This window comes from Pseudooceanicola marinus (assembly GCF_002786295.1).
GTDB classification, from domain to species: Bacteria; Pseudomonadota; Alphaproteobacteria; order Rhodobacterales; family Rhodobacteraceae; genus Pseudooceanicola; species Pseudooceanicola marinus.
The window spans coordinates 227,106-251,561 of sequence record NZ_PGTC01000010.1; the positions used below are offsets into that span (position 1 = coordinate 227,106).

At 68.8% G+C, this 24,456-nt stretch carries 16 protein-coding genes; 13 read left to right on the forward strand and 3 right to left on the reverse strand.

Going from position 1 to position 24,456, the window contains the following annotated elements:
- The first annotated feature begins 18 nt into the window (after positions 1-18).
- The 5 genes from CVM50_RS05320 to CVM50_RS05340 all read left to right on the forward strand — a co-directional run bounded on the left by CVM50_RS05320 (position 19) and on the right by CVM50_RS05340 (position 6,657).
- A complete protein-coding gene (locus CVM50_RS05320; RefSeq protein ID WP_157792130.1) occupies positions 19-546 on the forward strand; it encodes a GbsR/MarR family transcriptional regulator in 528 nt (175 codons plus the stop codon).
- Positions 533-1,834 (forward strand): efflux RND transporter periplasmic adaptor subunit, encoded by a 1,302-nt coding sequence (locus CVM50_RS05325; protein ID WP_085887648.1) that lies wholly within the window; start codon positions 533-535, stop codon positions 1,832-1,834. Before CVM50_RS05320 ends, CVM50_RS05325 begins: the two co-directional genes overlap by 14 nt.
- Complete coding sequence (locus tag CVM50_RS05330; protein WP_085887647.1) at positions 1,831-4,932, forward strand: efflux RND transporter permease subunit; 3,102 nt, start codon at positions 1,831-1,833, stop codon at positions 4,930-4,932. Before CVM50_RS05325 ends, CVM50_RS05330 begins: the two co-directional genes overlap by 4 nt.
- Positions 4,933-4,999: 67 nt before the next feature.
- Positions 5,000-5,266, forward strand: a complete 267-nt coding sequence (locus tag CVM50_RS05335; RefSeq protein WP_085887646.1) for a hypothetical protein — start codon at positions 5,000-5,002, stop codon at positions 5,264-5,266.
- 119 nt (positions 5,267-5,385) lie between these two features.
- Entirely contained in the window at positions 5,386-6,657 is a 1,272-nt protein-coding gene (locus CVM50_RS05340) for a TetR/AcrR family transcriptional regulator (protein WP_085887645.1), read from the forward strand.
- 9 nt (positions 6,658-6,666) lie between these two features.
- On the opposite strand, the gene CVM50_RS05345 is transcribed toward CVM50_RS05340, so the two are convergent.
- Entirely contained in the window at positions 6,667-9,039 is a 2,373-nt protein-coding gene (locus CVM50_RS05345) for a Tex family protein (protein ID WP_085887644.1), read from the reverse strand.
- A gap of 228 nt (positions 9,040-9,267) precedes the next feature.
- Here CVM50_RS05345 and CVM50_RS05350 point away from each other — a divergent pair, with 228 nt between their 5' ends.
- The 3 genes from CVM50_RS05350 to CVM50_RS05360 all read left to right on the forward strand — a co-directional run bounded on the left by CVM50_RS05350 (position 9,268) and on the right by CVM50_RS05360 (position 16,194).
- Positions 9,268-12,723 (forward strand): transglutaminase family protein, encoded by a 3,456-nt coding sequence (locus CVM50_RS05350; protein ID WP_085887643.1) that lies wholly within the window; start codon positions 9,268-9,270, stop codon positions 12,721-12,723.
- Between the two features lie 106 nt (positions 12,724-12,829).
- Positions 12,830-15,316, forward strand: coding sequence for a circularly permuted type 2 ATP-grasp protein (locus CVM50_RS05355; RefSeq protein WP_085887642.1), 2,487 nt, complete (start codon positions 12,830-12,832; stop codon positions 15,314-15,316).
- A gap of 2 nt (positions 15,317-15,318) precedes the next feature.
- Positions 15,319-16,194, forward strand: coding sequence for a transglutaminase family protein (locus tag CVM50_RS05360; RefSeq protein ID WP_085887641.1), 876 nt, complete (start codon positions 15,319-15,321; stop codon positions 16,192-16,194).
- 8 nt (positions 16,195-16,202) lie between these two features.
- Here CVM50_RS05360 and CVM50_RS05365 read toward each other — a convergent pair whose 3' ends face one another.
- Positions 16,203-16,775 (reverse strand): TlpA disulfide reductase family protein, encoded by a 573-nt coding sequence (locus CVM50_RS05365; RefSeq protein WP_085887640.1) that lies wholly within the window; start codon positions 16,773-16,775, stop codon positions 16,203-16,205.
- Between the two features lie 19 nt (positions 16,776-16,794).
- Here CVM50_RS05365 and argH point away from each other — a divergent pair, with 19 nt between their 5' ends.
- Genes argH through CVM50_RS05390 form a run of 5 tightly spaced genes read left to right on the forward strand, consistent with a single transcriptional unit; the run spans position 16,795 to position 22,680 of the window.
- Positions 16,795-18,189 carry an argininosuccinate lyase gene (gene argH / locus CVM50_RS05370; protein ID WP_085887639.1) on the forward strand — a complete coding sequence of 465 codons (1,395 nt, stop codon included), beginning with the start codon at positions 16,795-16,797 and terminating at the stop codon, positions 18,187-18,189.
- Positions 18,165-18,365: a hypothetical protein gene (locus CVM50_RS05375; protein ID WP_085887638.1), complete on the forward strand. Its 201-nt coding sequence runs from the start codon at positions 18,165-18,167 to the stop codon at positions 18,363-18,365. Before argH ends, CVM50_RS05375 begins: the two co-directional genes overlap by 25 nt.
- 4 nt (positions 18,366-18,369) lie before the next feature.
- Positions 18,370-18,684, forward strand: coding sequence for a DUF2834 domain-containing protein (locus tag CVM50_RS05380; protein ID WP_085887637.1), 315 nt, complete (start codon positions 18,370-18,372; stop codon positions 18,682-18,684).
- Positions 18,685-18,735: 51 nt separating this feature from the next.
- On the forward strand, positions 18,736-20,001 hold the full coding sequence (gene lysA / locus CVM50_RS05385) for a diaminopimelate decarboxylase (protein WP_085887636.1): 1,266 nt from the start codon (positions 18,736-18,738) through the stop codon (positions 19,999-20,001).
- Positions 20,002-20,034: 33 nt separating this feature from the next.
- A complete protein-coding gene (locus CVM50_RS05390) occupies positions 20,035-22,680 on the forward strand; it encodes a TIGR02302 family protein (RefSeq protein ID WP_085887635.1) in 2,646 nt (881 codons plus the stop codon).
- 514 nt (positions 22,681-23,194) lie between these two features.
- On the opposite strand, the gene CVM50_RS05395 is transcribed toward CVM50_RS05390, so the two are convergent.
- Positions 23,195-24,334 (reverse strand): zinc-ribbon domain-containing protein, encoded by a 1,140-nt coding sequence (locus CVM50_RS05395; RefSeq protein ID WP_159457053.1) that lies wholly within the window; start codon positions 24,332-24,334, stop codon positions 23,195-23,197.
- Between the last annotated feature and the right edge of the window lie 122 nt (positions 24,335-24,456).

The window sequence follows — 24,456 nt, forward strand, 5'->3', positions numbered from 1 at the left end:
CAGTACGTTCATTCCTGATTGAACGGAATCGCCGCTCGTGTCACCACGGGCGTCATGAACGATGCGGCGATTGACGAATTCATCCAGGCCATGGGCCAGCTCTGGCACTCCGAAGGGCGTCCGCGCATCGCGGGGCAGGTCCTGGCCTACCTGATCGTCGCCGGAGAGCCGCGCAGCCTGCAACAGATGTGCGACGCGCTGCAGATCTCCAAGGGCTCGGCCTCCACCAACGCGCGGCTGCTGGAAGACACCGGAGCGCTGCGCCGCGTGCGCCCACTGGGCGCGCGGCAGGACGCCTGGCTGGCGGTGCCGAACCCCAGCCTGGCCCTGTTGCAGACGGTGACCCGGCGCTTCCGCACCAGCGCGGAGGCCATCACCCGGCTGGCCGGGGCCTTCCCGGAGGGCATGGAGGCGGCGCAGGGCCGGGTCGAGGATTTCGCCGATTTCTACCGCCGTTCGGCGGATTTCATGGACGAATGGGCGGCGCGGATCGGGCAGGATTGCCAGGCCGAGCCGCAGGAGAGCAAGACAGATGGCGAAGACTGACGGCACCGGCGATGCGCCCGGGACGCGGGACGCAAGCGAGAAGCCTGACTGGGCGCTGAGCCGCCGGGAGCGTCGCGCCAAGGCGCGGGCCGCAGCGGGCGAGCCGCCGCGGAAGCGGCGCGGCTGGATCCTCTGGCTGGTGCTGGCTCTCGCGCTGGCGGGTGGCGCGGCCTGGTACATCTCCGGCGGGGCCGAGAGGCTTGCCAGCTTGCGCGGCGAAGAGGGTGCGGAAGGTGAGGTCGCGAGCGATGCTGCGCCGACAGAGGCCGCCGAACCGGCCGATCAGGTCATGCAACTGCTGCCCTCCGAATTGGCCGAGGTGCAGCCCGCCCGCCTGCGCGAGACGGTGAAGGCCACCGGCTCCCTGTCGCCGTCGCGGCAACTGGCGATCCCGGCGGAGGTTTCCGCCCGGGTGACCGAGGTGCTGGTGCGCGCGGGCGATGCGGTCGAGGCCGGTCAGCTTTTGGTGCAACTGGACGTGGAAACCCTGCGCAACCAGCTGGATCAGCAGCGCGCCACGGCCGAGGCCACCCGCGCGCAGCTGCGCCTGGCGCAGACCCAGCTGGAACGAACTCAGTCCCTGGTCGGTCGCGGCCTGTCGCCCGAAAGTCAGCTGGACGCCGGCCAGGCCGAGGTGGATCAACTGGCGGCTTCGCTGGCCGCGCAGGAGAAGGCCGTCGCGAATGCCGAGGAAAGCCTGAAGCACGCCCGCGTCGTGGCGCCCTTCGTCGGCGTGATCTCCGCGCGGGAGGTCGATCCGGGTGCCTATGTCGCCACCGGCACCGCGCTGCTGTCGCTAGTGGACCTGTCGACGCTGGAATTCGAGGCCGCCGTGCCCGTCCGCTACACGCCCGAGCTGGCCGCCGGCCAGGTGGTCGAACTGTCGGTCGAAGGCGTTGCCGGCCGGGATTTCACCGGCACCGTCGACCGGATCAGCCCGGTGGCAATCGAGGGTACGCGCATGCTGCCCGTCTACGTGGTGATCGAGAACCCCGAGATCCTGCTGCGTGGCGGAATGTTCGCCGCCGGTCGCGTCGTGCTGGAGGAAAAGGAGGACGCCCTCGGCATCCCCGCCGACGCCCTGCGCGAGGATGACGACGGCCCCTTCGTTCTGAAACGCGACGGCGACCGTGTCGTGCGCCAGCCCGTCGAGGTCGCCCGCACCTGGGAGGCCGGCGCCGTGGTCGAGATCGCCGCGGGCCTGGAACCGGGTGACGTGATCGTCGCGCAACCGTTGGATCAGCTGCGCGCGGGCAGCCGGATCCTGGTGGTAGGAGAGGACCAATGATCCTCACCCGCATCTCGGTTGGCCAGCCGGTCTTTGCCACCATGGTCATGGTGGCCATGCTGGTGATCGGCCTCTTTTCCTACCAGCGCCTGCCGGTGGAACAGCTGCCGGACGTGGATTTCCCGGTGGTGGCCGTGGTCACCTCCTACCCCGGTGCCACGCCGGAGGCGGTGGAGGCCGACATCGTCGAACCGATCGAGGATGCGGTATCCACCATCTCGGGCCTCGACAGCATCCAGTCTACCGCCCAGACCAGCGCCTCCTTCGTGCTGATGATCTTCGATCTGGAGGTCGACAGCGCCACCGCCGCGCAGGAGGTGCGCGACAAGCTGGCCCAGATCGAGGGTGAGTTCCCGGATGCCGCGAATGAGCCGCAGATCCTGCGCTTCGATCCGAACGAGCTGCCGGTGCTGTCCATCGGGATCTCCTCCGACGAGATGTCCCAGGGGGCGATGACCCGGCTGGCCGAGGACGTGATCGCGACCCGGCTGGCCAATATCTCTGGCGTCGGGCGGGCCTCGGTCGTCGGGGGCTTGCCGCGCGAGGGGCAGATCGAGATCGACCCGGATCGCCAGGCCGCCCTGGGGCTGGGCGTGTCCGAGGTGATCGCCGCCCTGCGCGCCGACAACACCGACCTGCCGGCGGGCGAAGTGACCGGCGGCACCAGCGCGCAGTCGGTGCAGGTGCAGGGCCGCATCCCCGCGCTGCGTGATTTCCGCGACATCATCATCGCCCGGCGGGGCGGCCAGCCCGTGCGCCTGGGCGACGTGGCCGACATCGGCCTGGACCTGGCGGACGAGGAAAGCCTGGCCATGTTGGACGGTCGCCGCGCGCTGGCCGTGGACGTGGTGAAAACCCAAGGGTCCAACACCGTCGCCGTGGCCGAGCAGGTGCGCGCCGAGCTGGAGCGCATGTCGCGCGAAAGCCAGTTCGAGGGCGTCAAACTGGAGGTGATCCGCGACAACGCCAAGCCGGTGGAGGAAAGCTTCGAGTCGGTGCAGTCAATGCTGATCGAGGGGGCGCTGCTGGCCACCGCCATCGTCTTCCTCTTCCTGAACTCCTGGCGGTCCACCGTGATCACCGGGCTGACCCTGCCGATCTCGATCATCGGCACCATGGCGGTGATCTACTTCCTCGGTTTCACCCTGAACATGATGTCGATGATGGCGCTGTCGCTGGCCGTCGGCATCCTGATCGACGACGCCATCGTGGTGCGCGAGAATATCATGCGCCACCTGCACATGGGCAAGACGCACCATGACGCGGCGCTGGATGGCACCAACGAGATCGGCCTGGCCGTGCTGGCCACCACCCTGTCGATCGTCGCCGTCTTCCTGCCCGTGGCCTTCATGGAAGGCATCCTGGGCCGGTTCTTCCTGCAGTTCGGGGTCACGGTTTCGGTCGCGGTGCTGATCTCGCTTTTCGTGTCCTTCACGCTCGACCCGATGCTGTCCTCGGTCTGGTACGACCCCTCGGCGGCGCCGGATGCGAAACGCGGGATCGTCGGGCGCACGGTGGCGCAGTTCGACCGTTTCTTCGAATGGATCGGGCGGCGCTACGTGGCACTGCTGCGGATCTGCCTGCGCTGGCGCAAGATGACCCTGCTGTCGGCGGTGCTGGCCTTCGTGGCAGGGCTGGCGACCTTCCCGATGGTCGGGGCGGAGTTCGTGCCACCTGCCGACAACTCCGAAATCCAGATCGAGATGACCCTGCCCGTGGGCGCCACCATCGACCGCACGGCACGCAAGATCACCCAGGTTGACCGCGTCCTGCGCGACGACTTCCCCGAGATCGTTGACACCTATGCCACCATCAACTCCGGCACGACCTCGGGCAGCAACGTGGCCACGATCTTCGCCCGCATGTCCCCGCCGCTGGAGCGCCAGCGGACGCCGGATGACCTGGCCGGTCCTGTGCGGGAGAGCCTGAAGACAGTGCCGGGCGCGGAGTACATCGTCTCCGCCGCTGGCGGTCTGGGCGGGGTCGAGGCACCGGTCCAAGTGAAGATCTTCGGCGACAACCTCGATGTGCTGGAACGGCTGGCGGCGGAGCTGGCCCGTGACATGCGCGAGGTCGAGGGGCTGGTGGACGTGCGCACCTCTCTCGATGATCCGCAGCCCACCGTGGGCATCCGCATCGACCGTGACGCGGCTTCGGACCTGGGCGTCTCGCTGCGCCAGGTGGGGGACGCGCTGAACCCGATGCTCAGCGGCTCCACCGTGTCCGACTGGACCGACCCGCAGGGCAATTCAGTGGACGTGACGATCCGCCTGCCGGAGGCCTTCCGCGATGACGTCTCGGCCCTGGGGGCGCTGCCGGTGGCCGCCGCGCCGGACGGCAGCGGGGTGATCCGCCTGGATCAGCTGGCCGAGGTGGAGCGCACCGAGGGCCCGGGCGAGATCAACCGCGAGGATCGCCAACGCTCGGTTCGGGTCACGGCGAACCTTGACGGGCTGACCACGGGCGAGGTGACGCCCGGCGTGCAGGAGAAGATCGACGCCCTGGCCACGCCCCCGGGCTACCGCGCCACCATGGGGGGCGACGCCGAGGATATCGCCGAAACCACCTCCTCCGCGGGCTCGGCCCTGCTGCTGGCGGTGATCTTCATCTACCTGGTGCTGGCCTCCCAATTCGGGTCCTTCCTGCAACCCTTCGCCATCATGTCCTCGCTGCCGCTGGCGCTGATCGGGGTGATGCTGGGGCTGCTGGTCGGGGGATCCACGCTGAACATGTTCTCGGCCATCGGGTTCATCATGTTGATGGGCCTGGTGGTGAAGAACGCCATCCTGCTGGTCGACAACGCCAACCAGCACGTGCGCGCGGGCTGGCACCTGTTCGATGCGCTGGTCGAGGCGGGCGCGACGCGGTTCCGGCCCATCGTGATGACAACGCTGGCGATGATCTTCGGGATGATGCCCCTGGCGCTGAATCTGCACGGCGGGTCCGGGCAGAACGCGCCGATGGCCCATGCGGTGATCGGCGGGCTGATCTCCTCCTCGGTGCTGACGCTGGTCGTGGTGCCGGTGATCCTGACCTACATGGATGCGCTCGGCCGCCGGGTGTCGGGGCTCTTTCCGCAGGCGCCCGATCAGGCCTGAGGCGCGTTACCATGCATTAAGACCTTTGGCCCATGCTGTCCGCGTGTGGACAGCAGAAGAGGGTCGGATGGCTGAACAGCAGATCGAAGGCGTGGCGCAGATGCCCGACGGTGGCGGGATCGTCCTGACGGTGCTCGGCGGTGCCGCGGCCCTGGGGCTCGCCGGCGGTGCTCTCTCTCTGGGGGCGCCACTCGGGCTTGCGGCGCTGTTGTGGTTGATCGGGACGCCGGTGCTGGCACTGGTGGCTGGCGCGGCCTGGCTGCGCTGGCAAGGTCGACGCTACGACCGTCACAGCACTCCGGCTGTCACCCGGGTCGCGTCGGACGGGGCCTGACGAGCAGGGGCAGGGGCATGTTGGCCAACGCTGTGTCGCGTACCTGGATAGGCCGCTGTCGCTGGCGGTTGCCGGTGACGCCAGGATGACAGCCCGCATGGCGGCTGCTATCGAGGGGGATGGACGCCTCTGACCTTCCACGCCCCGCCGCTGAGGCCCAGGGCGAAACCGACCGCTACCGATTGAAGCGCGAGGCGATCATCGCCGCCGCGGCCCGGCAGATTGCAGGGCGGGGCCTGAAGGGGCTGACCCTTGTGGGCGTGGCCGCAATGGTGGGGCTGAACACCAATTCCGTCACCTACTACTTCCGCAAGAAGGACCTGCTGGCCGAGGCTGCGGTCGAGGATGCGCTGACCCGCTTCGCCCGTGTCGTGGACCCGGATGACGCACCGGAACTTGGCCCGCGGGCCTACCTGTGTGCAGTGCTGGCCCGCAACTTTGCCCTGGCCGCCGCGATCCGCCGGGACGAAGAGGCGCCGCTGACCGTGTTGTCGGACATGCGCGCGCTGGAGGAACCCGCGCGCAGCCGGCTGATCTCGCGCTACTTCGAGCTGGTCGCCCGCGTGGCCGAGCGGATCGGCCCCTGCGAGGCGGAGCCGGGGACGGGCGAGACAGGCGGCAAGGGCCGGGCGCTGGCCCGCGCGCAGCTCCTTTGCGACGTGTTGCACTGGTCGCGCACCTGGCTGCGCCTCTACGCGGTGGAGGATTTTCCCCGCGTCGAGGCTCGGCTGGCGGATCTGCTGGAGCATGGGCTGGCGCCTTCGGGGCAGGGGTGGCAGGTTGCCCCTTTGCGGGTCGAAGAGCAGGAGGCGCCGCCGCCTGGCGCCTCGCCCGAGGCCTACCTGCGGGTCGCCACGCGGCTGATCAACGACCGGGGCTATCGCGGCGCCTCCGTCGAGCGCATCGCCGGAGAGCTGCAACTGTCGAAGGGCAGTTTCTACCACCACCTGTCCGGCAAGGACGACCTGGTGCGCGCCTGTTTCGACCGCTCCTTCAGCCGGGTCACGGCGACCCAGCACCGGGCCGCAGCCCTGCCGTTGAGCGAATGGGAAAAGCTGGGCACCGCCATCTCGACGCTGCTGGAGGCCCAGCTGGGCGGGGAGGAACCGCTTCTGCGCGACACGGCGCTGCTGGCCCTGCCGGAGGAGATCCGGCCGGAGGCCATCGCCCGGTCAGACCGGCTGGCGCGGCGTTTCGCCGGGATGATCTCGGACGGGATCGCCGAGGGTACGATCCGGGCGGTGGACCCGGCCATCGCCTCGCAATGCGTGATGGGGCTGATCAATTCGGCGGTGGACATGGCCGCGCGCGCCGGGCGTTGGCCCTCGCGCGCGGCGCTGATCCGCGACTATGCCGATCCGCTGATGACCGGTTTCTTCCCGAAGGGCTGAGGCTGGGCCTCAACGCTTCTTCATCGCGTCCATCAGGGCCGCGCCCAGCGCGCCGGGCGCGTCGCTCTTCGGCCCGCTCTGGCCACCGCGCGGGGCGCCTCCGCCCCCGCTGCGCCCCTTGGGGCCACCGCGTCCGCCGCCATTGCCGCGCGGAGCCGCGGGGCCGGTGTCGCGTTCGCGTTTCGCATCGCGGGCCGAGGCGCCGCCGTCCTTCTTCATCGACAGGCCGATGCGTTTGCGCGGCGCGTCCACCTCGGTGACCGTGACCTTCACCACGTCGCCCGCCTTCACCACCTCATGCGGATCCTTGACGAAGCGGTCGGCCAGCTGGCTGACGTGGACCAGCCCGTCCTGGTGCACCCCGATGTCGACGAAGGCGCCGAAGGCCGCGACGTTGGTCACCGTGCCTTCCAGCACCATGCCGGGGCGCAGGTCCGAGATCTCCTCGATCCCGTCGGCAAAGCTGGCGGTCTTGAAGCTGGGGCGCGGGTCGCGGCCGGGCTTTTCCAGTTCCGACAGGATGTCACGCACGGTGGGCAGGCCGAAGCGGTCATCGACGAACTGTTCCGCGCGCAGCCCCTTCAGCGCCTGCTCGTTGCCCATGATCTGCCGCAGGTCGCGACCACAGGCCGAGACGATCTTGCGCGCCACGTCGTAGGCTTCGGGGTGCACGGCGGAGGCATCCAGCGGCTCGGACCCGTCGCGGATGCGCAGGAAGCCCGCGCATTGCTCAAACGCGCGCGGACCGAGGCGCGCCACCTTCAGCAGATCGCGGCGCGAGCGGAAGGCGCCCTCCATCTCGCGGTGTGCCACGATGGCCTCGGCGAGGCCCGGGCCCAGGCCCGAGACATGGGACAGCAGCGCCGCCGAGGCGGTGTTCAGGTCGACACCCACGGCGTTCACCGCATCCTCGACCACCGCTTCCAGCGACTTGGCCAGGCGGTGCTGGTCGACATCGTGCTGGTACTGGCCCACCCCGATGCTTTTCGGTTCGATCTTCACCAGCTCGGCCAGTGGATCCTGAAGGCGCCGCGCAATGGAGACCGCGCCGCGCAAGCTGACGTCGAGATCGGGAAACTCCCGCGCCGCCAGTTCGGAGGCCGAGTAGACCGAGGCGCCGGCCTCGCTGACCACGACCTTGGTGGGCTTTTCCACGCTGTCGGGCAGGCGTTTCAGGGCGTCAGCCACAAGCCGTTCGGTTTCGCGGCTTGCGGTGCCGTTGCCGATGGCGATCAGGCCGACGTTGTGTTTCGCGACCATGGCCAGGATGGCGCGGCTTGCGCCCTCGACGTCCTTCTTCGGCTGGAAGGGGTAGAGCGTATCGGTCGCCAGCAGCTTGCCCGTTTCATCCACCACGGCAGCCTTGACGCCGGTACGGATGCCCGGGTCGAGGCCCAGGGTCGCCTTGGCGCCCGCGGGGGCGGCCAGCAGCAGGTCCTTGAGGTTGCGGGCAAAGACGGCGATGGCCTCGTCATGGGCGCGGGTGCGCATGTCCGACAAGAGGTCAAGCGTCATCGACAGCGACAGTTTCACCCGCCAGGTCCAACCGGCGACCTTGCGCAGCCAGGCATCGCCCGGCCCGGTGCCGCTCGCGCCCAGCTTCGCGGCGATCATGTCCACGGGGCGGTCGGCCTGATCCTCGGCCGGGACGATTTCCACCGTCACCACGCCCTCGTTGGAGGCGCGCAGCATGGCCAGGGCCCGGTGCGAGGGCACCTTGGCCCAGCTTTCGGTATGGTCGAAGTAGTCGGAGAACTTGGCGCCTTCCTGTTCCTTGCCCTCGACCACGCGGGCGCGGATCACCGCCGCGCGCTGCATGAAATCCCGCAGGGCGCCCACCAGATCGGCGTCCTCAGCCAGCCGCTCGGTCAGGATGTCCCGCGCCCCGTTCAGCGCGGCCTTGGTGTCCGGCACGGCCTCGGTGACGTAACCGGCGGCCAGGGCCTCCGGGTCGGCGGCGTGATCGGCCAGGATCGCCTCGGCCAGCGGCTCCAGCCCGTTCTCCTTGGCGATCATCGCCTTGGTGCGGCGCTTGGGCTTGTAGGGCAGGTAGATGTCTTCCAGCTGCGCCTTGGTCTCGGCCCGGGCAATGGACAGGGCCAGCTCATCCGTCAGTTTGTCCTGTGAATCGATGGACTTGAGGATGGCGCCGCGCCGGTCCTCCAACTCCCGCAGGTAGGCCAGGCGGTCGGCCAGGGTGCGCAGCTGCGTGTCGTCGAGGCCCCCGGTCACTTCCTTCCGGTAGCGGGCGACGAAGGGCACCGTGGCGCCTTCGTCCAGCAGGGTGACGGCGGCGCTGACCTGTTCGGGCCGGGCGCTGATCTCTGTCGCGATCAGGCGGGCGATACGGGGGGCGGCGTCGGTGGGGGCGGGGGTGCTCACAGGTAGGACCTCGTCTGATGGGACCGCCTTTCTAGCCGCGCGCCGGGGCACCGCCAAGGGGATTTGGCCGCCCCGGCGGCGCCCTGCCGGGCTGCCTCGCGGGCGGGCAGTTCCGCCACGGTTGCCACGTCACCCGCCTGCACCCTGCACAATCCGTTGCCAGCGGACGGCAAAGCATGGAAGCCTGAGCGGGACCATTCCAGGACGCAATTGCCAAAAGGCGGACTCATGTCGATCAAGGCGGCCATTCATCACCTGACCCACTACAAATACGACCGGCCGGTCACGCTGGGGCCACAGATCATCCGTCTGCGACCGGCACCGCATTCGCGCACCCGGGTCATTTCCCATTCGCTGAAGGTCACGCCGGAGAAGCATTTCGTGAACCTGCAGCAGGACGTCTACGGCAACTGGATGGCGCGCTATGTCTTCCCCGAGCCGGTGCGCGAGTTCAAGATCGAGGTCGATCTTGTGGCCGACATGTCGGTCTACAACCCCTTCGATTTCTTTGTCGAGGACGTGGCCGAGGTCTGGCCCTTCGACTACCCTGACGACATCAAGGGTGACCTGAAGGTCTATCGCAAGCCGCTGCGCCCCGGAAAACGGATGAAGGCGCTTCTGGCCACCATCGACCGCAGCGAGCAGCGCACCGTCGACATGCTGGTCGGGCTGAACGCCCACCTGGCCGAGATGATCGGCTATGTCATACGGATGGAGCCGGGGGTGCAGACCCCGGAAGAGACGCTGAAAATCGGCAAGGGGTCTTGCCGCGATACGTCGTGGCTGTTGATCGACATCCTACGGCACCTCGGTTTCGCGGCACGATTTGTGTCGGGTTACCTGATCCAGCTGAAACCGGACCTGGAGGCGCTGGATGGCCCCTCGGGCACCGATCACGATTTCACCGACCTGCACGCCTGGGCCGAGGTCTATCTGCCCGGCGCGGGCTGGATCGGCCTGGATCCGACCAGCGGCCTGTTGACCGGGGAAAGCCACATCCCCCTGGCCGCCACGCCGCACTATTCCAACGCTGCCCCGATCGCCGGGGGCTTTTCTTCGGATGGCGCGCCGGAGGTCGATTTCGACTTCGACATGACCGTGACCCGCGTGGCGGAACATCCGCGCATCTCCAAACCCTTCTCGGAGGAGGCCTGGGAGGCGCTGAACGACCTGGGCGGCAAGGTGGATGAGGCGATTGCCGCCGCCGACATGCGCCTGACCATGGGCGGCGAGCCGACCTTCGTGTCGATCGACGACTTCGAAAGCGCCGAATGGAACACCGCCGCCGTGGGCCCGATGAAACGCGGGCTGGCCGACGGGCTGATCCGGCGGCTGCGGGACCGTTTCGCGCCGGGCGGCTTCCTGCATTACGGCCAGGGCAAGTGGTATCCGGGCGAGACGCTGCCGCGCTGGACCTTCTCCCTCTACTGGCGCCAGGACGGCAAGCCGGTGTGGAAGAACGCCGACCTGATCGCCAAGGAAAAGGATGACCAGGACCTGCCACCCGAGAAGGGCGATGCCTTCCTGAAGGCCATGGCCAAGGTTCTGGGGGTCGAGGAGGACTGCGTGCAGCCCGCCTATGAGGATCCGGCGGAATGGATCCTGAAAGAGGCGCAACTGCCCGATAACGTCACCCCGCAGAACTCCAAGCTGAAGAACCCGGAAGAGCGCAACCGCATCGTGCGGGTCTTCGAGCGGGGGCTGACGAAACCCTCGGGGCACGTCCTGCCGATCCAGCGTTGGCAGGGGCGCTCCAGCTCGGGCCGTTGGCAGACCGAGCTGTGGCAGTTCCGGCGCGGCCATATCTTCCTGATCCCCGGCGACAGTCCGGTGGGTTACCGCATGCCGCTCGACTCGCTGCCGCATGTGCCGGAGTCGCGCTATCCCTACATCAACCCCGCCGATCCCACGGTCGAGCGGGGCGATCTGCCCGATTTCGATGCCGAGGAGGCCACGGAGACCCCGGAGGAGGGGGGCTTTAAGCGGGACGCGCGCGAAGAGGGGCACCCTTCGGGCGCCGAGGCCCGGGTCGAGGCTCGCGCCGCGATCCAGGCCCGGCTTGAGGGGCGCGCCGACAGCGACCAGGCGCGCGCCAGCTTCCGCCCCGATGCGGAACAGCAATCGGTCAGCGAGCAGCAGATGGTGGGCGACTCCGGCGCGGGCGCCGTGCGCACCGCCCTGGCGGTGGAGCCGCGCGACGGGCGCCTGTGCGTCTTCATGCCCCCCGTGACCACGGTGGAGGATTACCTGGAGCTTCTGGCGGCCGCCGAGGCCGCGGCGGAAGAACTGGACCTGCCGGTGCATATCGAGGGCTACGCGCCGCCCCATGATCCGCGCCTGAACGTGATCCGCGTGGCCCCAGATCCGGGCGTGATCGAGGTGAACGTGCATCCCGCGTCCACCTGGGACGAATGCCGGTCGATCACCGAGGCGGTCTATGAAGAGGCCCGCCTGACCCGGCTGGGTGCCGACAAGTTCATGATCGACGGCAAGCACACCGGCACGGGCGGCGGCAACCATGTTGTCGTCGGGGGCGCCACCACCAACGACAGCCCCTTCCTGCGCCGCCCGGACCTGCTGCGCAGCCTCGTGCTGCACTGGCAGCGGCATCCGGCGATGTCCTACCTCTTCTCCGGTCTCTTCATTGGCCCAACCAGCCAGGCGCCGCGCGTGGACGAGGGCCGGGCTGACAACCTCTACGAGCTGGAGATCGCGCTGAGCCAGATCCCGGCGCCGGGTCAGGGGGTGCAACCGCTGCCGTGGCTGACCGACCGGCTGCTGCGCAACCTGCTGACCGATGTCACCGGCAACACCCACCGGGCCGAGATCTGTATCGATAAGCTGTTCTCGCCCGATGGGCCCACGGGGCGCCTCGGGCTGGTCGAGTTCCGCGGCTTCGAGATGCCGCCCGATCCGCGCATGTCCCTGGCCCAGCAACTGCTGATCCGGGCGCTTCTGGTGCGCTACTGGAATGCGCCCATGGGCGGGGATTTCACCCGCTGGGGCACCACGTTGCATGATCGCTTCATGCTGCCGCATTTCGTCTGGGAGGATTTCATGGACGTGCTGGGCGACCTGCGCCGCCACGGCTTCGACTTCCGCCCCGACTGGTACGTGGCCCAGCAGGAGTTCCGCTTCCCCTTCTGCGGCGAGGTCGAATATGAGGGCGTCCACCTGGAGCTGCGTCAGGCGTTGGAGCCCTGGCATGTGCTGGGCGAGACCGGCGCCATCGGCGGCACGGTGCGCTACACCGACAGCTCGACCGAGCGGTTGCAGGTGAAGCTGTCGGGCGCCGATCCCGGGCGGTACGCGGTGACCTGCAACGGGCGCCGCCTGCCGATGACCAAGACCGACAGCGCGGGCGTGTCGGTGGCCGGGCTGCGCTACAAGGCCTGGCAGCCGCCCGAGGCGATGCATCCGGTGATTCCGGTGCACGCGCCGCTGACGCTGGACATCTTCGACACCTGGTCGGGCCGCGCCATCGGCGGCTGTACCTACCACGTCGCGCACCCAGGCGGGCGCAACTATGATACCTTCCCGGTGAACGCGAACGAGGCCGAGGCGCGCCGCCTGGCCCGCTTCGAACCCTTTGGCCACAACCCCGGCGCCTACCTGCCGCCGCAGGAAATATATCACCGCGAATTCCCGATGACCCTTGATTTACGGCGCGGTCCGGGCATCTAGAGGGGCCTGACCCGGGCGATCTCCGCCCGGGCCGTCGCACCCCGGGAGGAGACAGCATGACCGGCCAGCCCCAGTTCGGCAGGCGACATCGCGAGGAGGTTTCGCGATGATCCCGTCCGATTCCGGGAACGCCGGCGGTCCGTCCCAGTCAGGTTCGTCGCCGTCCAAATCACAGAGCCAAGGACCGGGAACCGTCCCGGCCCAGGCCGCCGACCCGCTGGCGGCGCTGCTGGCCGAGTACAGGCCGCTCAAGGGCGTGCCGGACGAACTGCTGGACGGCAACGGCGTGGTGCGCCCGGTCTGGAAGGGCTTCCTGGATCAGATCGCCGCCATGCCGCGCGAGGAGCTGGACCTGGCCTGTGCGCGGGGCAGCCAGTACCTGCGCGATGCCGGGGTCTTCTTCCGCCACTACGGCCCCGACAGCGAGGAAGAGCGGGAATGGCCGCTGGCCCATCTGCCGCTCTTGATCGAGCAGTCGGAATGGGACGGGATCGCCGCCGGGCTGATCGAGCGGGCGGATTTGCTGGAACGGATCATGGCCGATCTCTATGGGCCCAACCAGCTGGTGGCGGACGGGCTGCTCCCGGCGGATCTGCTGACCTCGAATCCGGAATGGCTGCGCCCGATGGTGGGCGTGGCGCCGCGGTCGGGCCATCACCTGCACATGCTGGCCTTCGACATCGGGCGCGGCCCGGAAGGACACTGGTGGGTGCTGGGCGACCGGGCCCAGGCGCCATCTGGCGCGGGTTTCGCGCTGGAAACCCGCATGGCCGCCGCGCGCAGCTTCCCCGGCCAGGTGACCCAGGCCAACGTGGCGCGGCTGGCCGGGTTCTTCCGCGGCTTCCGCGATGCCCTTTTGGCCCTGCGCGCGGAGGAGGACAGCCGCGTGGCGATCCTGACCCCGGGGCCGCTGAACGACACCTATTTCGAACATGCCTATATCGCCCGCTACCTCGGCTTCCTGCTGGTGCAGGGCGAGGACCTGGTGGTGCGCGACGGCCGCCTGATGGTGCATACGGTCGGCGGGCTGAAGCCGATCTCGGTGCTGTGGCGGCGGCTGGACAGCGCCTGGCTGGACCCGCTGGAGCTGAACGAGGACAGCCAGATCGGCACGCCAGGCATCCTGTCGGCGCTGCGTGCCGGGCAGCTGACCATGGTCAACGCGCCCGGGTCGGGGGTGCTGGAAACCCGCGCCCTTATGGCCTTCATCCCCGCGATCGCCCGGCGCCTTCTGGGGCGGGAGCTGAATCTGCCCAACATCGCCACCTGGTGGTGCGGTTCTGCCTCGGCCCGTGACTACGTGAAGGCCAATGCGTCGCGGATGACGATCGACCGCGCCCTTTCGACCAGCCTGCCCTTCGATCATTCCCCCGAGGCGGTGATCGGCGGCAAGCGGGCCGACGGGGAGCCCTTCGACCCGGGTATGATCGAGCAGGAGGCGGGGGCGCTTGCGGCGCAGCAGATCGTGTCGCTGTCCACCGCGCCCGCACTGGACGACGGGCGGCTGGTCGCGCGGCCCTTCTCGATGCGGGTGATCCTGGCGCGGACCTCGCAGGGGTGGCAGGTGATGCCCGGCGGCTTCGCCCGCGTGGGCCATTCCGATGCCTCCGCCGACATCTCGGTGCAGCGGGGCGGATCGGTCTGCGACATCTGGGTCGTGGGATCGCAGCCCACGCCCGACGACACGCTGCTGGCCGGGGCGACCGGCGCGCGGCCGTCGCTGCCGCAGCTGGCGGCGCTGCCGACGCGGGCGGCGGACAACCTGTTCTGGCTGGGCCGCTATTCGGAACGGGTCGAACAGAAGATCCGCCTGCAACGGGCCTATCACCTGCGCCTGGCCGAGACGGGGCGGGATGACCTTCCGCTGGTGCAATACCTGGGCCAGTACCTGGCTGGGCAGGGGGTGGATGCGACGCAGCCTCTCCCGCCAGGGCTGATGGCTGACCTGGATGCTGCCATGGGATCGGCGGGGCGTATCCGCGACCGCTTCTCCACCGATGGCTGGAACGCCCTGACCGATCTGCGCCGCACGGCCGCAAACCAGGCCCCGCGCCTGAAACCCGGCCATGATGCCGCCCGTGCCCTGTCGGTGCTGCTGCGCAAGATCTCCGGCTTCTCCGGTCTGGTGCACGAGAATATGTACCACGCCACCGGCTGGCGCTTCCTGTCGCTGGGGCGGGCAATCGAACGCGCCTGGTCCACCGCCTCCATGCTGGTCGGCTTCACCCAGCCCGACACGCCGCATGGCACCTACGAGATCGCGATCGAGGCGGGCGACGCGGTGATGACCCACCGGATGCGCTTCTCCGCCGCCTTTACCCGGGAAACCGTGCTGGACCTGCTGCTTCTGGATGAAAACTACCCGCGTTCGGTCCTGGCGCAGCTGGATGACATCCTCGGCCACCTCGACTGGCTGGAGAAGCTGACCCATGACCTGTCGGGCAAGCCGACGCCGATCCGCGCCGAGGTGATGAAGCTGCGGACCGAGCTGGCCACGACCCCGGCGGAGCAGATCACCCCGGCCCGGCTGGTCGAGATTTCCAACGCCACCGCGGCCTTCTCCGGCCTGCTGGCCGATACCTACCTGAGGTAGCAATGCTCTATTCGGTTCGCCTGCGCATTCTCTACCAATACGACAGCCCCGCCGACGTGGGCCGTCACCTGCTGCGCGTCACGCCGCCCAGCATTCCCGGTGTCCAGCAGGTGCAGGAGGCGCGGCTGACCTGCCGCCCACTGCCCGCCGAACAACTGACCCGGCGGGATTTCTTCGGCAACATCTGCACCGAGATCGCCTATCGCGACCCGCTGCCTTCGACCGAGTTCCTGATGGAGGCGAAGGTCGAGCGGCTGGACGTGGAACCGGGGCTCGACGTGTCACCCGACCGGGGCAAGTTCCTGCGCGAGATCGCGGCGCAGCCCTCGGTCCTGGGGGAGGCGCCGCAGACCTACCTGCCGGCCTCGCCCCGCGTGCCCGTGAATGCCGAGATTGCCGCCTGGGCCGAAGAGGTCGCGCGTCCCGCAGATACCGCCTTCGGGGCCGCCATGGCGGTGACCCGGGCGCTGCACCGCGACATGACGTTCGACGCGACGGCCACCATGGTCGACACGCCCCTGGACGAGGCCTTTTCGCTGCGGCGCGGGGTCTGCCAGGACTTCACCCATATCCAGATCTGCGCGCTGCGGTCGCTGGGCATTCCTGCGGGCTATGTCTCGGGCTTCCTGCGCACCCTGCCGCCCGAGGGGCAGCCGCGCCTGGAAGGGGCGGACGCCATGCACGCCTGGGTGCGGGCCTGGTGCGGCAAGGACATGGGCTGGGTCGAGTTCGATCCCACCAACGACATGCTGGCAGGCAGCGATCACATCGTCATCGCGCGGGGGCGGGACTATTTCGACGTGGCGCCGGTGAAGGGGTCCATGCGGCTGGCCGGGGGCCAGCGCACCAGCCAGGGCGTGGACGTGGTCGCCGCCTGATCGCGGCCCTAGCCGCCATCTTCGGCCAGGAAGGCATCGTAGACCGCATGGGCCTCGGGCGCGTTCCAGTCGGCGCCGCCCACCAGGCGGGCCACTTCGCGGCCCTCGGGATCGACCAGCAGCGTCACCGGCAGGCCGAAGACGGCCGCCGCCCGCGCCTGGGCGCTTTTCGGGTCGCGGTACTGGGGCAGGGTGGCGGCGTCTTCCTCTTCCAGGAACTGGGCGACCTTCTCCGGCGCGTTCGGGCCGGAGGCCAGGGTGACCACGGCGAAATCCGCGCCCGCGCGGTCCTGCTGCAGGGCGGCCAGCGTCGGCATCTCCTCGCGGCAGGGCGCGCACCAGACGGCCCAGAAGTTCAGCACCACCCATTTGCCGGCATAATCGTCCAGCGACACGGCGGAGCCGTCCACGTCGACCCACTCCAGCGAGGTGTCCAGTGCCTTGGGCGCGTCGAGCACCTGAAGCTTGCGCATCTCTCTGGTCAGTAGGTCCTCGATGCCTTCCGGGGCGGCGAGGGCCGGGCGGACGATTGCGCCCAGCATCAGCGACGTATAAACCAGCGCGGACAGCAGTTTTCTCATTCTTCCTCCGAGGGTCCCGATGACCGATAGCCAAGCGAACCAGATGTGGGGCGGCCGTTTCGCCGAAGGGCCCGATGCGATCATGGAGGCGATCAACGCCTCGATCGGTTTCGACCAACGGCTCGCCCGCCAGGATATCGAGGGCTCGCGCGCCCATGCCGCCATGCTGGCCGCACAGGGCATCATTACCGATAAAGATGCCGAGGCCATCCGTGAAGGCCTGCTCACGGTCTTGTCAGAGATCGAAGGCGGCTCGTTCCAGTTCTCCACCGCGCTGGAAGACATCCACATGAATGTCGAGGCCCGCCTGAAGGAGGTCATCGGCGAGCCTGCGGGCCGTCTGCACACCGGGCGCTCGCGCAACGACCAGGTGGCGACCGATTTCCGTCTCTGGGTCCGGGACCAGGCCGACGCCGCCATCGGCGGGCTGGAGGCGCTGATCCGCGCGCTTCTGACCCAGGCCGAAGAGGGCGCCGATTGGGTCATGCCCGGCTTCACCCACCTGCAGACGGCGCAGCCCGTGACCTGGGGCCATCACATGATGGCCTATGTGGAGATGTTCAGCCGCGACCTGGGCCGCTTCACCGATGCGCGCAAGCGGATGAACGAATCCCCCCTGGGCGCTGCCGCGCTGGCCGGCACCTCCTTCCCGCTGGACCGGCAGATGACGGCAGAGGCGCTCGGCTTCGACCGGCCCTGCGCCAACTCGCTGGATGCGGTGTCGGATCGCGATTTCGCGCTGGAGTTCCTCGGCGCCGCCTCGATCTGCGCCATGCACCTGTCCCGTTTCGCCGAAGAGCTGGTGATCTGGTCCTCCGCCCAGTTCCGCTTTGTCGCGCTTTCGGATCGCTTCTCCACCGGCTCGTCGATCATGCCGCAGAAGAAGAACCCCGATGCGGCGGAGCTGATCCGCGCCAAGATCGGTCGGATTTTCGGCGCCAACGTGGCGCTGATGACGGTGATGAAGGGGCTGCCGCTGGCCTATTCCAAGGACATGCAGGAAGACAAGGAACAGGTCTTTGACGCTGCCGACAACCTGATGCTGGCGCTGGCCGCGATGACCGGCATGGTGTCGGACATGAAGGCCAACGTGCCCGCGCTGGAAGCGGCCGCAGGCGCAGGCTTCTCCACCGCGACCGACCTGGCCGACTGGCTGGTGCGGGTGCTGGGCATGCCCTTCCGCGATGCGCACCACGTGACCGGCTCGCTGGTGGCCAAGGCCGAGGGCCAGGGCTGTGACCTACCCGACCTGACGCTGGCGGACATGCAGGCGGTCGAGCCGCGCATCACCGAGGAGGTCTTCGGCGTTCTGGGGGTGCACAATTCAGTGGCCTCCCGTATGTCTTACGGGGGCACGGCGCCCGAACGGGTTCGCGAACAGGTGGCGGCATGGAAAGCACGGCTGGACGACTGAAACTGATCGCCGCGGCGGCGCTGGCCGGCCTCTTGGCCGGCTGCGGCGTCGATGGTGCGCCGAGCCCCCCGGCCGGGGCGGAGCGGAGCCCGAGCGGCCTCGACCGCAGCAATATGGGCACCACCGGCATCGGCGCGACGGGCGGCACGATCTACGGATCCGAGACGGAGGTCTGAACGGATGTCGCCACTGCGCCTGCTGTTTCTCGTGCTTGCCATCTGGGGCACGCTGCATCCCTTGGGCCTGATCTTCACCTGGTTTGCCGAAAACGGAGTCAGCCTGACCGGGCTGATCGCGGCCTGGCGGGCCGGATGGGCACCGGCGGCGCTGTTCTGGGATCTGGTGATCTCTGCCATCGCGCTGAGCCTGTGGATCGTGACCGATTGCCGGGCGCGCGGCGACCGTCTGGGTCTGCTGGCGATCCCGGCCACCTTCTGCATCGGGGTCAGCTGCGGCCTGCCTCTCTATCTTTTCCTGCGCGCCCGCCCGGTGTAAGGCGGGCCTCGGCGCCGCCTGGCGTACACCTTGCGGCCAACGGAGGTTTCCATGGACCATTTTCTCTATCGTGACGGCGCCCTTTACGCCGAGGATGTCCCCGTGGCCGAGATCGCGGCGCAGGTCGGTACGCCCTGCTACATCTATTCCACCGCGACGCTGGAACGGCATTTCCGCCTGTTCGACGAGGCCCTGGCGGGCATGGATCACTTGGTCTGCTACGCGATGAAGGCCGCCTCGAACCAGGCGATCCTGAAGGTGATGGCCGATCTCGGCGCCGGCATGGACGTGGTGTCGGGCGGGGAATACGCCCGCGCCAAGGCCGCCGGCGTGCCGGGTGACAAGATCGTCTTTTCCGGCGTCGGCAAGACCCGCGAGGAAATGCGCGCCGCTCTGGAAGGCGGGGTGCGCCAGTTCAACCTCGAATCCGAACCGGAGATGGAGGTGCTGAACGAGGTCGCCCTGTCCCTGGGCGTCGTGGCCCCTGTCACCGTGCGGGTGAACCCCGACGTGGACGCCAAGACCCACGCCAAGATCGCCACCGGCAAGTCGGAGAACAAGTTCGGCATCCCGATCACCCGTGCGCCCGAAGTTTATGCCCGCATTGCAGAGCTGCCGGGCCTGCGCGCCGTGGGCATCGACGTGCATATCGGCAGCCAGTTGACCGATCTGGAACCCTACCGCGCCGCCTTCACCAAGGTGAAGGAGCTGACCGAGACCCTGCGCGCCGCAGGCCACGACATCATCCGCCTCGATCTGGGCGGCGGGCTGGGCATTCCTTACGAGCGCGGCAACTCCGCCCCGCCGCTGCCCGTCGAATATGGTGCCCTGGTCCAGGAAGTGCTGGGCGACACCGGCTGCGAGATCGAGATCGAGCCGGGCCGCCTGATTGCCGGCAACGCGGGCATCATGCTGTCGGAGGTGATCTACGTGAAGCACGGCGAGGGCCGTGATTTCCTGATCATCGACGGCGCGATGAACGACCTGATCCGCCCTGCGATGTATGATGCGCACCACGACATCGTCCCCGTGGTCGAACCCGAAGCGGGCGGCGAACAGACCCCCTATGACATCGTCGGCCCGGTCTGCGAATCCGGCGACACCTTCGCCAAGGGCCGCAACATGCCCAAGCTGGCGGCGGGGGACCTGGTCGCCTTCCGCTCTGCGGGGGCCTACGGCGCTGTCATGTCCAGCGAGTACAACACCCGCCCCCTGATCCCCGAGGTGCTGGTCAAGGGGGATCAATTCGCCGTCATTCGCAAAAGACCCTCCTTTGAGGAGATCATTAACCGCGATACGCTACCCGAGTGGATGTAGTGCGATCCCCGCGCTGCCCCTTCGGGACGGAGCATGGTTGAGCCGACGCGATACACCCGATTGATGCACCGGCTGCGCTGGCCGCTGGCCCTGACACGGGCCGGCATCCTGGCGGAGAGCGTGGTGCGTGCGCTGTGGCCGCTGTGGACCTTCCTGCTGACCGCGCTGGCGCTGGTGATGCTGGGGGTGGTCGCGGCCCTGCCGGTGGAGGCGATCTGGACCCTGGGCGCCCTGGCGGGCGTCGTTGCGCTGGCGCTGCTGGTTCTCGGGCTGCGGCGACTGCGGTTTCCCTCCCGTGAGGAGGCCTTTCAAAGGCTGGATGCGACGCTGAAAGGCCAGCCTTTGCAGGCCCTTCGCGACAGCCCGGCTATCGGCGATAGTGATCCGGGCACCCGCGCGCTGTGGGATGCGCACCAGGCGCGGATGGTGGTCCGGGCACGCCAGGCGCGGGCGGTGGACCCCGATCTGCGGCTCTCCTCCCGCGATCCCTTCGGCCTGCGCTACGTCGCCTTGCTGGGCGTCATCGTGGCGCTGTTCTTCGGCTCCTTCTGGCGGTTGGGCGATCTGGGCGACATGACGCCGGGCGGGGCGCAGGCGGCCATCGGTCCTTCCTGGGAAGGATGGGTTGCGCCGCCGCCTTACACCGGGCTGCCCACGCTTTACCTCGGGGACATCGCGGGGGAGGAACTGTCGGCGCCGCGCGGGTCAGAGGTGACCATGCGATTCTACGGCCCCGAGGGCCAGCTGGAACTCAGCGAGACCGTCTCGGGTCGGGTCGGGGACCTGCCGCCGGCGGATGCCGCTGCACAGGATTTCATCATCGAACAGGATGGGCGGTTGGCCGTCGAAGGGCCGGGGGGCCGTGAATGGCGCGTCGTCCTGGTGCCCGATCAGGCGCCTTCTGTCACCATCGACGGCCCGGGCGAGGCCGATGTGGAAGGGCAGATGACCATGCCCTTCTCTGCCAGGGACGACTACGGCGTGGTGGCGGGCGAGGCGGTGATCGCCCTCGACCTCGACGCGGTCGATCGCCGCTATGGCCTGGCCATGGACCCCGAGCCGCGCGAAGCGATCCGGGTGCCCCTGCCGATGCCGATCTCCGGCTCCCGCGCCGAGTTCTCCGAGGCGCTGGCGGAGAATTTCTCACAGCACCCCTGGGCCAACATGCCCGTCACCGTCTCCCTGACAGTGGAGGATGCGGCGGCGCAATCGGGGCGCAGTGACGGTTACGACATGCTGCTGGACGCGCGCCGTTTCTTCGATCCCCTGGCCGCTGCGCTGATCGAGATGCGCCGCGATCTTCTGTGGAATCGCGACAATGCCGAACGTGTGGCCCAGGTCCTGCGCGCCGTGCGGTGGCAAGGCGACCGGTTTTTCCCTTCCGAGACGCTGGAGCTGCGCCTGATGCGCCTGGTGCGCAAGGTGGAGACCATCGTGCGCTTCCGCCCGATGACCGATGAGCAGGTGAGCGAGGTCACGGCCGCGCTCTGGGACATGGCGGTGGAGATCGAGGACGGCGATCTGGATGACGCCCGCGCCCGCATGGAACGCGCCCGCGACCGCCTGCAGGAGGCGATGCGCAACGGCGCCTCGGACGAGGAAATCGCCCGGCTGATGCAGGAGCTGCGCGACGCCACCCGGGATTACATGCGCCAGCTGGCGCAACAGCAGGCCCGCGACCGCGCCAACGATCCGAACCAGCCGCCGATGGACATGGAAAACGCCATGCGGATGACCCAGGACGACATCCAGCGCATGATGGACCGCATCCAGGAGCTGATGGAGGAAGGCCGCATGGCCGAGGCCCAGCAGGCGCTGGAGGAGCTTCAGCAGATGCTGGAGAACATGCAGATGACCGAGAGCCAGGGCGGCGGTGAAGGCCAGCAGAGCCCGGGCGAGCAGGCGATGGAAGGTCTGGGAGAGACCCTGCGCGACCAGCAGGAGTTGTCTGACGAGGCCTTCCGTGACCTTCAGGATCAGTTCAACCCGGATGGGAACTCTGGCCAGCGCGGCCAGCAGGGTCAGCAGGGCGAGGATCAGGGTCAGCAGGGCGAGGATCAGGGCCAGCAGCAGCAGGGTGGCCAGGGACAACAGCAGGGCCAGCAACCCGGCCAGAGCCAGGGCGGCGGCGGTGGTCAGTCCCAGGGACAACAGCAGGGCCAGGCGGGCGAAGGCGCCCCCGATGCGGGGGACCTTGCCGACCGTCAGCGGCAGTTGCGCGAGGAACTGGACCGCCAGCGCGGCAACCTGCCCGGCGCCGGGACCGAAGCGGGACGCGCGGCGCGCGACTCGCTCGACCGGGCCGACGAGGCGATGCGCGGGGCCGAGGAGGCCCTGGGTGAGGGCGACTTGGCTGAGGCCATCGACCAGCAATCCCAGGCCATGGACGCCCTGCGCAAGGGCATGCGCAACCTGGGCGAGGCCATGTCGCAACAGGAACGTGACCTGGCCGGCCAGCAGGGCGAAGCCGAGGGGGACAACCCCGGGCAACGCAATGATCCGCTGGGCCGCAACGCCGGCACCAACGGAGCGCTCGGCAACGATCGGGAGATGCTGCAGGGCCCGGATGTGCAGCGCCGCGCCCGCGATCTTCTGGATGAGATCCGCCGCCGCTCCGGCGAGGCGGAGCGCAGCGCGGAAGAACTCGACTACCTGCGACGCCTGCTCGACCGGTTCTGAGAGGGCGGCCGGATCTGGATTAAGCCGGCCCTGTCTTCCTTGATCGCATGAGGCTTTGCGACAAGGTTAACTCGACTGTCGTGATCTTGCCCGACTGACCTGTCTCGGCCCGGTGATTGCGGCCGCTCGACCGCGCGAATCTTATGTTTCACGGCCCGGTTGGCTGGATGCGGCACTGATCTCCGCGCAGGGTCGAGCTTTTCGGTCGCTATCCGGGAAGGGTAAGCGGGCGAAGCGGCCTCAATGTCTTGGCGGGAACATGTGCGGGACGGCGAGCGGCCTCGCATGTAGGCTCAGAGGCTGCGGGCGACCCGTTTTGCGGTGATTGTGTCCACCCAGATGTCTCAGCCGTCCGGCTGTCAGGCCGCGGCAGGAGGCGAAGGGGACTGTCGACAGCAACCGCTCCCCTTGTCCGGGGTCCTGTCTGCGTTCAGCAGGGCTGTGGTCGGGGGGGCTTCCCCGAGGGGGACGCCCGGAAGACTTCCCCATGTACCACCGGTAGGAAACCGTCCCGTCAGCTGGCCGTCCGGGTCTCGATCCAGGCGATCAGCTCGCGTACGTTGGCGTCAAGCCAGATGCGCCCCTGATCGACCCCGCCGACATAGCTGCGCAGGATCGGCGCGGTCTGGGGGATCTGCGCGGCGATACGCGGCGCATTGATGTAAAGCAGCGCACCGATCGCCGCGACGAAAATGGGCAGGGTGAAGGCGCGGCGGAAATTGCGCCGGACGGCCGGATCCTCGTCCTCGTACTCGGCCTCGTCCTCGACCCGCCGGTTGCGGCTGCGCAGGGAGGAATTGATTTCCTCGATGTCGGGCAGGAGGTCCCGTCGCGAGGCGGCATGGGCCGCGTCGTCACCGCTGTCCTGGGCGGGGGCGGGCTTGCCGCGCAGCCGGGCCATGCGGGCCCGGGCCTCACGCTCGCGGCGGTCGGTTTCGCTTTCGGGATCGCTCAGCCCCAGCTCGGGCTGGCTTTCCAGCCCACTGCCTGCCCTGGCACGGACCTTGGCCTCGTGCTCGGCCTCCTCACGCAGGACGTCCCGCACCGAGGGGTCGAGCTCGCGCCGCCGGGCGCCGCTCATCGGGGCGGGGCCCAGATCGTTTTCGTCGTCTTCCGCGTCCTCGTCGGCCCAGTCCTGCGGGCGGCCGGCGGGTTCGGTCCGGGGCAGGGGCTCTGGGGGGGGCGTGGTCGCTTCTGCGGCCTCGTCCTGGGGGGCGGGCCAAGACATGGGCTCAGATCCGGGCTCCTCGTCGCGCTCGGGCCGGGCGGTGTCGGTCGGTTCGGCGCCATAGGGATCGGCACCCTCGAACCGGGTGCCATCGCCGGTCAGGCCGCTTTCGGTGTCGGTTTCGGCACCGGTTTCGGGCAGGGGATCCGGCTCGGAGGTGGCCTCCGGGGCCGTGGCTGCCGCGGTACCGGTCGTCCCGACGCCAGGCGCGTTGTCGCTGCGCGGCCGACGGGGCGACACGCGCGGGGCGGGGGGCGCGGCGGCGTCGGTCGGGCGCGCGGCGGCCTGCCCGTCGTCGGAGGTGCTGGGGGGACCCTGGAACCAGGTGTCGCCGCAGTTGGAACATTGCACGTCGCGCCCTGCCGCCGGGATCACCGCGTCAGGCACTTCGTACTGCGCACCGCAATTCGGGCAGGTTAACCGCATGAGACCCCATTTGACAGGTCGGGCCGGATCGCTGCGGGGGCAGCGCCGGCTGTGTCTTGCGGCTACCATATGTGGTTCGGCAATGGCGGAAAAGTGCTATTTCCGCCGGGCAGCGTGATTGC

Coding starts and splice junctions, on each gene's coding strand:
- CVM50_RS05325 (WP_085887648.1), top strand. CDS start 533: ATGGCGAAGACTGACGGCACCGGCGATGCGCCCGGGACGCGGGACGCA.
- CVM50_RS05330 (WP_085887647.1), top strand. CDS start 1,831: ATGATCCTCACCCGCATCTCGGTTGGCCAGCCGGTCTTTGCCACCATG.
- CVM50_RS05335 (WP_085887646.1), top strand. CDS start 5,000: ATGGCTGAACAGCAGATCGAAGGCGTGGCGCAGATGCCCGACGGTGGC.
- CVM50_RS05340 (WP_085887645.1), top strand. CDS start 5,386: ATGGACGCCTCTGACCTTCCACGCCCCGCCGCTGAGGCCCAGGGCGAA.
- CVM50_RS05350 (WP_085887643.1), top strand. CDS start 9,268: ATGTCGATCAAGGCGGCCATTCATCACCTGACCCACTACAAATACGAC.
- CVM50_RS05355 (WP_085887642.1), top strand. CDS start 12,830: ATGATCCCGTCCGATTCCGGGAACGCCGGCGGTCCGTCCCAGTCAGGT.
- CVM50_RS05360 (WP_085887641.1), top strand. CDS start 15,319: ATGCTCTATTCGGTTCGCCTGCGCATTCTCTACCAATACGACAGCCCC.
- CVM50_RS05365 (WP_085887640.1), bottom strand. CDS start 16,775: ATGAGAAAACTGCTGTCCGCGCTGGTTTATACGTCGCTGATGCTGGGC.
- argH (WP_085887639.1), top strand. CDS start 16,795: ATGACCGATAGCCAAGCGAACCAGATGTGGGGCGGCCGTTTCGCCGAA.
- CVM50_RS05375 (WP_085887638.1), top strand. CDS start 18,165: ATGGAAAGCACGGCTGGACGACTGAAACTGATCGCCGCGGCGGCGCTG.
- CVM50_RS05380 (WP_085887637.1), top strand. CDS start 18,370: ATGTCGCCACTGCGCCTGCTGTTTCTCGTGCTTGCCATCTGGGGCACG.
- lysA (WP_085887636.1), top strand. CDS start 18,736: ATGGACCATTTTCTCTATCGTGACGGCGCCCTTTACGCCGAGGATGTC.
- CVM50_RS05390 (WP_085887635.1), top strand. CDS start 20,035: ATGGTTGAGCCGACGCGATACACCCGATTGATGCACCGGCTGCGCTGG.
- CVM50_RS05395 (WP_159457053.1), bottom strand. CDS start 24,334: ATGCGGTTAACCTGCCCGAATTGCGGTGCGCAGTACGAAGTGCCTGAC.